We start from the raw sequence: 12,082 nt of genomic DNA, 5'->3' as shown, positions 1-12,082 counted from the left end.
TAACCACTCGGTACCATCGGCTCCGTTGACCGTGTCGATACCGCCAAGGGCATCAACGCTGCTGATACCGCTAAAGGCAATATTATTGGCCATCAGCGCATTCAGGTCGGTAATTTCGAACCTGTCCGCGCCATCCGAGCCCACCAGGCTGTCGCTACCTCCCTGGCCTTGCACTAAAGACAGGCTGGAGAAGCTCATCCCGTAGACTTCCACTGCACCGTCGGTACCCAGAGTAAAGGCTTCACTGCCGGCAGTACCCAGCAGCGTGGCATTGGTGGCGGTAAGGGTTTCTACATCGGAAAACAGGATATCGCTGTTGCGCGCTTCTTTATTGTTGCCGGTCAGTAACCACTCGGTACCATCGGCTCCGTTGACCGTGTCGATACCGCCAAGGGCATCAACGCTGCTGATACCGCTAAAGGTAATATTATTGGCCATCAGCGCATTCAGGCCGGTAATTTCGAACCTGTCCTCGCCATCTGAGCCCACCAGGCTGTCGCTGCCCAAACCCGCATTGACTGTATCCAGCTCACTAAAGTCGATACCCGCTGTATTCAGGGTATTTATGCCTGTTATGGTAAACAGGTCATCCCCACTGCTGCCGGTTAAAAGCGCTGTAGTTGCACTGAAAATTCCATCGAATGCAAGGGTGCCAGCTAGCAACTGGTTATCGCTGCCAGTCAATGTCAGGCCATCAATGTAGGCAAGGGCATCAAGACTGTCGCTGCCACCCCGGCCCTGCACTGCAGACAGGCCGGTAAAGCGCATTTCATAGGTTTCCACCTCACCGCCGGCACCCAGGGTAAAGGTATCGCTGTCGGCAGTACCCAGCAGGTTGGCATTTCTAGCAGTAAGGGTTTCCACCTCAGAGAACAGGATACCGCTATTGCGCGCCTCTTTATTATTGCCAGTCAGTAACCAGTCGGCACCATCGGCACCACTAACACTATCCTCCCCGCCACCGAGATCCAGTGCCTCAATACCGGTAAAGGAAATATTATTGGTGGTAAAAGCATTATCATCATCCACCGAAACCGTATCGGCATCCGTCCCCAGCGTAAATTTATCAAATCCACTTCCCGCTGTGACATTGCCAGAATTGGAAACAAGAATATTACCCAGCACATTATCTGTGCCTGAAATCTGGGATGCATCAAATGGATTAATCCCTACAGTTAGGGAGAAATCGGCAACACTGATACTGCCTAAGTTAACAAACGATCCCCCTGAGTTTGCAACCAGCTCGCCATTGCCTGCAGAGATGGACCCAGTTTCAGAGATCTGTATACCGCTAAAAGAAGATAAAGTAAGACTATTGGCAGAATCCCACACCAGGGCACCAGAGACAAGAATACCTTCGGAGAAATCTGCTCCCGAACCGGGGGATACGTCCCCATCAGGCCCTTTGGCTGTATCCTCATCAGTTACTCTTATTTCAATATTAGTAGTCTCTAAATAAGTGTTAATACTCGATGTTGAAATACAATTTGCAGAACAAGAGTCAGCAATTTCCATCCAGCCTGGATCCAGTAGCCAGTCGCCAGTATTTCCGCCACCATAGCTTGCGGTGGAAATAAATAAAGAGTCTTCGTCAAGGTAGAGATACTGCTTTCCGGAGGTTTCTATAAAACCCCCATTGCCGCCAGATTCACCAGACTCAGCGCGGATACTGCCGGCAACATAAGTGGTGTTGTCAGCCCAGACAATAACTTCACCACCATTTCCATTTCCTCTACCACTGACATTAATTTCAGCCTCAGCAGTTAGCCTGGCTGTTTGTGCATTGCGGATATTGGGATTGTCCCCTTGATAATCACCACCGATCAGGACTTTACCTCCAGAGACCAGCCCTCGCGCATCTATAACACCACGAACAAGGACTTCATCACCGAGCACCATAACCTGACCGCCGTTACCATTATGGCCCTGAGCAGTAATGACACCGCTGTGCTCAGCAGTACTGCCCTCCATTACTATCTCACCACCAATGGTGCCGGATGCATCCAGACTACCGCTGTTGACAACACCGGAACCGGAGCCGAATAAACGAATCTTCCCCCCACTGGTGTCAATTCCACGGGCGTTTATGCTCCCTTCATTATTAACTGCAGCAGTGAACAGCCCCCCAGAGACACTGGCTTCCATCAGAACCTGGGCACCATTTATTGTGCCCTCATTCAACACCGCACTATCCACCCCAAGTTGGTTTTCCATTACCTCTTTGGTTACTTTCAGTCCAATCAAACCGTCAGTATCAAAGGTAAGGAAAGCTTCATCGGCCGCTGCCAGACTTACCAGGTCGGCTTGAATTAATCCTGTAGAGGTGTTTGTAACCTGCTTACCAACAAGCACCACACTGGCCGCATTAATGAACCCTTTATTGATCACATATCCTGCAGAGCTGCCTTCACCTTTAAAAGTAAAGTCGCCATTTATAAAATCCTCAGGGGCCATATCAAGCCCGGATGTAGTAAGAGCACCCACATTCACTGTGGCACTCTCTGTAAATAACACACCTCGAGGATTCACCAGAATCACATGCCCATTAGATTCAAGGGTGCCACGAATCGTACTTGGGTTTTGATCAAGAATACGATTAAGCACAATAGAAGAAGCATTGGGCTGCAGAAATTTAACTAACTCTTCCTCGCTTAAATTGAAGGAATCCCAATCAATTGATAGTAAATCTGTAACCTGATTAATAGTCGTTGTAGTGCCGTCCACATCAATAGCGCCACTGCCACCAGTTACAACACCGCCTTCAGGGCCAGCATGGACCAGTGGGCTTATCAGACCAGCCAAAATTCCAGCACAGACCAGACGTGACAGCTTAATTGCACGAGTTATTTTTTTTAATTCGAGTTTTTTTACTTTAGTATTCATACTGGCACCTGTGAAGATCCGCCAAATCTGTTTAACTTTAAATGGGTCTTATAAGTCAGTTGTAAAATACAGAAAAATCGGTATAGATCGTTGGCTGGTCTTCGCCAACCGTTAGATCAGATATAGAGGAGCCAGAATCCAGTGGCCACGCAACAGAAACCTTGCTGGAGAACCTGTCATTCCAGTTAAATTTAAATAACATGCCAGCTCCCGAGAACCGGGCCCAATCATCCTTCAATCCGGTCTCATAATTGTTCACATATCCATACCCGATATCTGCAATAAGAGCCACTTGTAATAGGTCATTTAGGCGCTGCCCAAAAATCTCCGAATCAATGACTTCAGGGAAATTCATATACCATTCAGCAGATAAAATGCCACCCCGGTCTGCGGAAAAATCTCTCACAGAAAATGCCCGGACACCATTGGCTCCGCCTAAGGACAACTGTTCGAATCCCGGCAAGTTACTGTCGCTATATTGCGCCCGGCTTTTTAATATCAACCTTGAATGATCATCAGAAAATGGCATTGGTAAAAAGATCAATGAACTGGCATTTAAAGAAAGCTTAGTGAATCTATCTCCCCTTCCTTTCTCAACTGCATTTTGATGTTCGCCATATTGCAGCGTGGTATTCACTATATTCAACATTGAAAGAAATCCACTCGAAAGGCTGTCTACATAGAAACCAATCTCACCGCCATACACGTGATCGTTTGTGAAACCTAAATTTATACCTGGATTTGAAATTGCACCAATATCGGTATTGGATTCTTTGTCAGACAGCGCAAAGGTACCGGTAAGATTGAAATCCCGTGATCTCTTAAATTTATGATCAATTGAAACGGTATAACTCCTGTTGAGACCACTGATCTCCAATAGATTGATTACATCGACTTCATTTTCATCGTTATAAAGATTGAATTCATTGTAGTCAGCAGATAGCTGTACTCTGGTACGGGGGCCAATCAGCGGGAAACTGTATTTCAACTGCGCCAATTCCGAGCCCAGGGAATCATCTGAGTCAAGATTGGATTTCAGATAACCAACTGTCAGGGCATCACCAATACCCACGGGGTTGAGCCAGTCTATGGTTGCATATGCTCTCTGGTCACCAGTATAAAGAGAACCATGATTGTCCACCCTGAAAGAGGCTCTCCAGTTATCGGTATCGCGCACTTTTAAATTAAGCTTGGTCTCCCCGGGATTTTCTCCAGCACTGAAATAGCCCGTTACATTAAGAGCAGGCAGATCATTCAGTAAGTATAGCCCTGTCTCAATATCTGCGTGATTCACCAGTTTTCCACGCTGATACTCAAAAGGATCAATCAATTTCTCCTGCGCGTATTGATCGTTTTCATCAGCAACAACCTGCCCCAGTAAACCCTCTTGTACAGTGAGCGTTACCACACCGCTTTCCACATCCTGCGCAGGAATTTGAACTTGAGCCAGAAAAAGCCCTTGACGCCGGTAAAAATTGGTGAGTTCTGCTGCAATCTCTTCAAGATCCGCATAGCTGAGTCCACGATCTTTATTTTGCCTCTCAATAACACCGACAAGTTTTTTTAATTCTGCAGGGTCAAGCCCTGCCGGATTAAGCTGGACTTTCATACCATCAAGCAAGATAGCAAGCTCTTCCAGCTCCTCTAAGGTAAAACCACTGGCAAGGCGCTTATCCTCTTTCATGAATTTTATGCGCAACGATTCTGCTAGTTGTTCAATGGTTTCGCGATCAATGCCAAACTCCGGATAATCCTCCAACCTGTGAAACTGGAACTTTCTTACTGTAATCCTTGGCCCTTCATTACGCCGGGAAATCTCGGGAATCTGGGTATTAAGATTTGGATCTTCTGCTTCATATGTGCGCTGCAGAAAATCTTTTGTGATATCCGCTTCGTTTATCGTAGGTGTATTCTGGTCGAATGCATCCCTTACACGATTGCGAAAACTGGAGTTCTCTTCCTGAGCCTGACTTGGCGTTAGCGGTAGCACAAAAGTGATACTTAAAAAAAACACCAGTTTGATTTTTTGAAGTCCAGGCATATCCTCCCCCCGCGCATTTGTTTTTGAACCATCGACTTGATCGGCACTGTTTCCGTTTGCCGGAAAATGCCAATACCAATCTGATTAATTCACATCCCTGACAAGCCGGAAACCCGTCAATGCATCTGCCTGGCCACCGTGAAGCCGCTTGGTTGTCGTCAGGCAGCGGCTCATGGGATCTTTGCGACTGCCACCAAGCGCCAGCAGCTCGCCATCGGTAGCGCGCGCCCACTCCTGAACATTGCCAACAGCATTCACCAGCCCAAATGCGTTGGAGGAGCCTGCCTGAGCGGGCACCAACTCAGCACCCTTTTCAATTCCACCGTATTTCAGATGGCAGTTGCGATCGGCAGCTTCTGCCTGGCCTTTCGCGCTGGCTGCAGCAAACCACTCCTGCTCAGAGGGCAGCCGGTAAGCGTAGCCAGTCTCCTCACTTAACCAGTTGAGATACGCTTCAACATTTGCCATGGCCAGATTGGTTGCCGGAAAATTTCCGGCTCTTAGGTCCAGCACCCCACACTGGTCGGTGACACGGCAGAAATGCTCAAGATCGCTGTTGCTGACTTCGTATTTACCGACGGCCAGGGCCCTCCCACCTGCACCCTTAACCACCACCATGGCGGGTCCCAAACTGCCATCGGCGAGGCGATCATGGCAACTATAACGATCCCCCCTGCCCCCACTGCCTGGAGACAGGTGCCCGCAAAAGTCCAGCTTGAAATCCCTGAGCGGTTGATAGCCGGGTAACAGCGCCCTGAACTGATCTAGCAGGGGCTCTGTGCGCACTGGGTCCTCTGCACCAAGGCGGGTTGCGCAGTTGCTCAATTCTGCACCAACCACCGGACGTATCTGTCGGGCCTTGACGCTATCCAGCTTTGCCAGGTGCGACAACTGTGTCCCCACACTGGCCACATTCATACCGAAGCCGCAGGTCAGGGCACCTTCCATATCATCGAGCACAGCATCAATCTGCCCCTGTTTCCTGGCCGCTTCCTGCCTTCGCTGAGTGAGCAGCTCCTGCTGGTGCAAACGCTCAGCCTCACGCTTGGCCTGCAATCGTTCAGCCTCAAGACGCGCTCTCAGGCTCTCTCTATCCCTGGCAAGCTGGGACTGGATCACGGCAGCTTGGCTTGAAACTCCGTACCAGTTGGCTGCGCCGTTAAGCATTACATCGGCCTGATCCAGGTTACCCAGATTCAACTGGCCAGTTGCTGCAGCCAAAAACAGCTCAGATACCTGGCGTCGCGTGGCATCCGGAAAAGCCTCATCCCCCGGATTCAGCTCGGAATACTCTTTCAGTTCCAGTTGAAGATCCCTCTCCCAGGCCGGAGTCAGAATGCTGAGGCCAATGAGTCTTGCTATCGCCTCTTTCTTATCGGCGATACGCCTTTGCAAAAGCTCCTCTTGTAACTTCCGCTCAAGCTCAGCCTTCACTTTAGCCTGCTCAACGGAATTTTGTTGTTGCAAATGGTTGTAGCCTACTCCTGCAACCACCAGCATCACTGCAAAAATGCCACCGAGCACCCATTTCCAGGTATTACTGACAAAAAAGGCCTGAACAAATTTCTCTACAGTATCTGTGCGATCCTCTCGCCTGAGTTCAAGAGCCGACTGCAGAGCACGCCACTGCCGCCGGCTCAGGCCCTTGATACGGCCGGGCCTCAGCTTTTGTTCAAAAGCCTTTTCCGCCGGCACCTTGTTGTAAGGGTGACGCCCGCAGAACAGCTCATAGACAACACACCCCAATGCGAAAACATCATCACTGGGCGCTGGCTCACCCCCCTTTAACATCTCAAAACTGGCATAGGCCGGGGTCAGGGCGCCCAGGCTGCCGGCATCAAATACGGTAGTTTCACCACTCTTAGCGGCCAGCCCCCCTTCGGATACGGCCCGGGCAATACCAAAGTCGAATACTTTCGCTCCTTTCTTGCTGGTAACGAAAATGTTGCCTGGCTTAAAGTCAGAATGGACGATCTTGTGGGAGTGGGCATAGATCAGGGCCTGGGAAACGTCCCTAAACACTGTGCGGGCCTTTTCAGGCCCAAGCCCAATGTCAGCGTGCTCGCGCAGTAGCTTGTCCAATGGAGCACCCTCAAGGTATTCCATGGTCATAAACACACGTTCCCCATCGCGATCAAAATCATAGACTGTTACGATATTGGGGTGGGCCAGAGTCTGGGACTTTCGCGCTTCGCGCTGCAAGGCTATGAAAGCATCCGGGTGCTGCTGAAAGTCATCATTCAACAACTTGATGGCTACATAGGGCTCGCTGTCACTGGCTTCCAATTTGCGACGATCAAGGGCCTTATACACGGCCCCCATACCGCCAACACCGAGCAGCTTGTCCAGCTCGAAGCGTCCCTTGATAACAGTCTTGGTTATTGCACCAGAAGGCAGGGGTTCAGATGCATTGGAAGTCTCTGCAAGATCTACCGGCACACCCCCCGACATTCGGGTCGCTTTTTCCCGCAAGCCAGCGTGCTGCTTTGGCGTCGGGCTCAGAACAGTGGGGTCAGTTCCAGGTTTCAAAGCCTCAGGGGGCGTTAAAGGCTCTGCACCTCGTACAGGCGGGTGATCATTGGCCCCGGTAAACTCTTGTTGAACAACGACAGTGGAATCACTATCCCCTGCCAGCGTATCAGCAGGTTGCCCGCGACCGGGCGCGGCGCTACCCGGTCGGACAATACGCGTCTTATCGTTCAATTCCGTCTCCGTGGAAAAACACTATTGCGCTTCCAAATGGCATCACAGTAAATAACTAAAAGCTGTTCGGGCAAGGTAAAAATAAAGCGCAAAGTATAGCGAACTGGCCAATATGCAACAATGAAGCAATATTCAAATATATTTTCCTATTGACTTTCGCATGGCGTGTCCACACAACAGTCACGAGAACCATTGTTCACCTGTCTGTTGCTGCAAGCAATTACGCAGCATTACATATTAAAAGTCATTGTTCGATTTTTTTTACTTAATAAACATTCCTGCTCACAACCAGCAGCCATGTTCGGCTTTTATAATTTCCGCAACTTATCCCTGCTATCCATCCGACAGCCAGCCCCTTGGCAGGGGAAACCCTCACCCCGATAATTGGTGGCGGAGTCGAATACGCTCAGCAGGCGTCATCCTGATAGACATTGGGTAATTTTACATAATTGGTGCCAGAGTTGATTTAATAAAAAAAAATAAGGTTTTTTTTTGTTGCGCCCTCTGCTTAAATCCCCCCAGTTGCCACTGCGATGCTGGTTCAACAGAAGCCATATCGCAGAGGTAAGGGATTAACCACCAACACCATCAGCCAAATACAAAGAGGGACTCCCCATGGCTATCTACATGAACTTCAACGACAAATCTCACAAAGGAAACGTTACCGCGCAAGGATACGAAGACTGGATCGAGGTAGACAGCTTCAACTTTGGCGTTGGCCGCGGTATCACTATGGAAGCTGGAGCCACATCTAACCGTGAAGCTTCTCGCCCCAGCCTGAGTGAAGTGACTCTTACCAAGCGTATCGACGCCGCTTCAGGCGGTTTGTTTAAGGCCTCTGTGACCGGTGATGAAGGTGTACCCGTGGAGATCCATGTAGTACAAACCGGCGCCAACTCCGTGGAAAAGTACGCTGTTTACAAGTTGGACAATGTCCTGATTTCCTCTTACAGCATTGGCGCCTCAGCGGGCGGCCCTCCGCAGGAGTCGATATCCTTGAGTTTTGCCAAAATTGAGGCTGACCTCAACCATGCCGACAAGACCAACAAGAATCCGAAAAACATGCGGGTTGGATACGATCTTACCACAGCTACCCCGCTTTAACCTCTTCGGTTTCTTTCGAATACTGTGCGGTGGCCTGCAGAATTCTCTGCAGGCCCGCTTTCCGGGTCTTTAGCTGAGCGTTTTATGAGCCCTCACCTAAAGACCTGCTGGTCCACGGTAAATTTTCTATTCTCTAAGGCACCGTAGGGATAGTTGGGGCTGCCCATGGCTACACTCAATCAAGACAAAAGAATGATAAAAGTCGACAGCCCTGTCGGCACCGATGCGCTGGTTGTGACAAATTTACAAGGGGAAGAGCATATATCAAAACTCTTTCACTACGAAGTTCATCTTATTTCTGACAATCATACCATTGCGCAAGGCGAGATCGTCGGCAAGCCTATCACCCTCTCTATTCATCATTCTCAAACACCACGCTATATTAATGGCTTCGTCACCCAGTTTTCACTACACGATGTCAATTCCGAAGGCATACGCTGTTATAGCGCCATTATCCAACCGGGGTTATGGTTCACAAATCTCGGCAGCTCCAACAGGATTTTTGAAAAAAAAAGTGCCAAACAAATTCTCGAAGAGGTACTCGGTGAGTACAGCCGGGTCATACGGCTTACGCTGAAGTTAAGCGCTGAATACATTACCCGTGAATACTGTGTCCAATTCGATGAGACCGATTTCGAGTTTGTCAATCGTCTTATGGCAGAAGAGGGCATCTCCTACTATTTTAAACACGCCGACGGACAGCACGAACTTATCTTATGCGATGATCCTCAGGATTTTTACGATTGTGACAGTGAACAGATTGGGTATGCTGGCGGAGGCAGCCATCCGACCAAAAATACCATCAGCAATTGGAGGCATAACTTCAATTACCATAGTGGCGGTTTTGAGCTTAAGGACTACAGCGAATTCACCGCAACAAAAGATAATAAGCAGCAGGTAAAAACAACCAGCAAACTCAACGATGCTGCAAATTATCTGCGTGGATTATATGGTCTGAATCATTTTCAGGCCGATGGCGAGCATAAACATAAGTTTACTGACAACTACCACAAGGCGCTGGCCGAGCGCGCCATGGAATCCGATGAAGCCCTATTCGATGTGAGCCATGGACGCAGTGACTGTCCGTGCTTTAGCGCTGGGGGGCGTTTCCTTTTTGATCATCCTCTGTCTACCGAAAAGGGCAAATATCTGATTACCGCCATACATATCTCCGCCGCTGACGGCAATGACAACGAAACACACTTCCACAACACCTTCAGCTGTGTACCCGCGGCCGTATTACCGCGCCCGGCGCCCAATATCTGTGCAAAGAAAATTCACTCCCCCCAAGTGGCACATGTATTGGAAGTGAAAGCGACAGCCTCCGATAGCTCTCAAGACCCCTATACCCAACTCAAGGTAAAGTTCCCCTGGAACTCTCGCCAGAACAGCTGCTGGGTACGGGTTATGCAGTCCTTTGCTGGTAAAAACTGGGGGGCCAACTTTGTACCCAGGGTCAACCAGGAGGTTGTCGTCAATTATATTAACGGCGATCCCGATCGCCCTTTGATCACTGGCGCAGTCTACAACGGCGATAATCCCGGCCCCAATTACACCGCCACCCAAAGTGGCTGGAAGACGGAGTATGAAGGCAGTACTTTCAATGAATTCAGATTTGATGACAAGAGTGGCAGTGAAGAAATTTATATGGAAGCCGGTAAGGATCACAACTTTGTGATTCACAACGACCAATCCGGAAAAATAGAAAACAAGCAGGCTCTGGAAGTAAAGCAGGATCGTAGTATTACTGTTACCGATGGCAGCGAAGTAGTCACTATTGCCAAGGGAGATCAGAAGCTGAATGTAGACAAAGGCAATCAGGTTGTCACTATTGGCTCTGGAAATCATACCCTGAAGATAAGCCAGGGATCTCAGACAACCGATGCCATGGGTGCAATAAAGATTTCTTCAAAGGCTTCTATTGAATTAAAGGTGGGGGGCAGCAGTATTAAACTGACCCCGGCAGGCATCACCATAAAGGGAACCATGCTCTCCTGTAAGGGGGATGCCTCCGCTGAGGTAAAAGGGGGCGGCATGCTCACCCTGAAAGGCGGCGTCACTATGATCAACTGACGGGAATCGAAACTCAATGACCGATTTGATCAAAGTACAAGCACTTACAGCGGCAGAGCTTCTCAAGAACTTTGATGTAAGTGAGGAAGCTGAAGAATATCTGGTGCCGGATACGGCACCAGAGGTCAGTATCCATCAATTGGTAAATGCCGGCCTATATCCGGATGCGATAAAGTTACTCGCCCATGGCCTGCCCAAGCGTGAAGCGGTATGGTGGGCTTGCCTCGCGGCTCGGGATATCCAAAGCCCGGCAACCGACGAGGATAATGTCAATGCACTGATCGCTGCGGAGAGCTGGGCAAAGAAACCCAACGAGGAAGCCCGCTTGAAGTGCAAGGTTCTTGGGGAAAAAACCAGGCACAAAACACCGGCAAGCTGGGCGGCAACCGCCGCCTGCTGGTGCCACGGAAGCCTGGCAGCGGTGGGGGAGCCAGCGATTGAGCCTCCGCAATACCTGTATGCACACGCCGTAGCCGGCAGCGTTACGTTGGCAGCCGTTTTATCTGACCCTGTTGATCCCGGCAAAAGGTTTGTTCGCTATATTGAACAGGGACTGGATTTGGCTCGTGGCGGCGACGGCAGAGTGAAGGACTGAAGCATGGGCAAACCCGCCTCACGTATCACCGATATGCACGTTTGTCCAATGGTTACAGGTACCGTTCCTCATGTCGGGGGACCGATCCTTAGCCCCGGCGCCCCCACCGTGATCATCGGCGGTATGCCTTCGGCAACCGCCGGCAGTATCTGTACCTGTGTGGGGCCACCGGATACGATTGCCATGGGCAGTACCACCGTCATGCTGCAAGGCAAACCCGCTGCACGGATGGGAGATACTACAGGACATGGAGGCAAAATCGTTGTTGGCTACCCCACTGTGTTAATAGGTGGCTGACACTACTAAAAATTACACCTGTCTGTCTTCTCCATCACATTCAGGTACACCTTAGAGCAGCTCTCGTTTCAAAAAATAAAAGGGCAATTATTTTCACGCGTCAATTGTTATTTAACTGACAATGCCTGACTGAAGAATTTTATTACACATCCTTAGCAAAGCGCCTGGGAACGTTCAAAGAAGGCATAAAAGAGCCACCCACTGAAAATAGAGAGTTAAAAACAGTCTGGGATCACACCTACGAACTCCGACAATTGACTTAATCTCTTACAATAAAATTAAAAATGAGAACAACTTCAAAAAATAATTCCTAGATTCAACTTGTAAGTGCATATCTCAATGGAGCTAGAAAAAGCGGCCAGTTGCCCGTAGGCTTCTCGCTTTTT

Annotated in this window: 7 protein-coding genes; 4 read left to right on the top strand and 3 right to left on the bottom strand. The window is 49.4% G+C overall.

From position 1 onward, the window contains the following. The 3 genes from Q1A48_RS19275 to Q1A48_RS19265 form a co-directional block, all read right to left on the bottom strand. A partial coding sequence (locus tag Q1A48_RS19275) for a filamentous hemagglutinin N-terminal domain-containing protein (RefSeq protein WP_299948184.1) occupies positions 1–2,883 on the bottom strand: 2,883 nt, incomplete at its 3' end. Between the two features lie 55 nt (positions 2,884–2,938). Further along, on the bottom strand, positions 2,939–4,924 hold the full coding sequence (locus Q1A48_RS19270; protein ID WP_299948183.1) for a ShlB/FhaC/HecB family hemolysin secretion/activation protein: 1,986 nt from the start codon (positions 4,922–4,924) through the stop codon (positions 2,939–2,941). Between the two features lie 84 nt (positions 4,925–5,008). Further along, positions 5,009–7,627: a protein kinase gene (locus tag Q1A48_RS19265; protein ID WP_299948181.1), complete on the bottom strand. Its 2,619-nt coding sequence runs from the start codon at positions 7,625–7,627 to the stop codon at positions 5,009–5,011. Between the two features lie 615 nt (positions 7,628–8,242). Between Q1A48_RS19265 and Q1A48_RS19260 the strand changes: the two genes are divergently transcribed. From Q1A48_RS19260 to Q1A48_RS19245, 4 genes are all read left to right on the top strand, one after another. Further along, positions 8,243–8,731 carry a type VI secretion system tube protein Hcp gene (locus tag Q1A48_RS19260; RefSeq protein WP_299948179.1) on the top strand — a complete coding sequence of 163 codons (489 nt, stop codon included), beginning with the start codon at positions 8,243–8,245 and terminating at the stop codon, positions 8,729–8,731. 192 nt (positions 8,732–8,923) lie between these two features. After that, positions 8,924–10,804 (top strand): type VI secretion system tip protein TssI/VgrG, encoded by a 1,881-nt coding sequence (tssI, locus tag Q1A48_RS19255; protein WP_299948177.1) that lies wholly within the window; start codon positions 8,924–8,926, stop codon positions 10,802–10,804. A gap of 16 nt (positions 10,805–10,820) precedes the next feature. After that, the gene (locus tag Q1A48_RS19250) at positions 10,821–11,399 is read left to right on the top strand and encodes a hypothetical protein (protein WP_299948175.1); all 579 of its coding nucleotides are present in this window, start codon (positions 10,821–10,823) and stop codon (positions 11,397–11,399) included. Positions 11,400–11,402: 3 nt separating this feature from the next. Next, positions 11,403–11,696 carry a PAAR domain-containing protein gene (locus Q1A48_RS19245; protein ID WP_299948173.1) on the top strand — a complete coding sequence of 98 codons (294 nt, stop codon included), beginning with the start codon at positions 11,403–11,405 and terminating at the stop codon, positions 11,694–11,696. Positions 11,697–12,082 lie beyond the last annotated feature (386 nt).

It is taken from the genome of uncultured Microbulbifer sp. (genome assembly GCF_947489355.1).
Taxonomy (GTDB): Bacteria; Pseudomonadota; Gammaproteobacteria; order Pseudomonadales; family Cellvibrionaceae; genus Microbulbifer.
The sequence above is the reverse complement of the archived record's forward strand: the minus strand, read 5'-3'. Positions and strand labels throughout refer to the sequence as shown.

Bases quoted from the DNA above. Each gene is read 5' to 3' on its own strand.
- Q1A48_RS19260 (WP_299948179.1), top strand. From the start codon at position 8,243: ATGGCTATCTACATGAACTTCAACGACAAATCTCACAAAGGAAACGTT.
- Q1A48_RS19270 (WP_299948183.1), bottom strand. From the start codon at position 4,924: ATGCCTGGACTTCAAAAAATCAAACTGGTGTTTTTTTTAAGTATCACT.
- tssI (WP_299948177.1), top strand. From the start codon at position 8,924: ATGATAAAAGTCGACAGCCCTGTCGGCACCGATGCGCTGGTTGTGACA.
- Q1A48_RS19245 (WP_299948173.1), top strand. From the start codon at position 11,403: ATGGGCAAACCCGCCTCACGTATCACCGATATGCACGTTTGTCCAATG.
- Q1A48_RS19250 (WP_299948175.1), top strand. From the start codon at position 10,821: ATGACCGATTTGATCAAAGTACAAGCACTTACAGCGGCAGAGCTTCTC.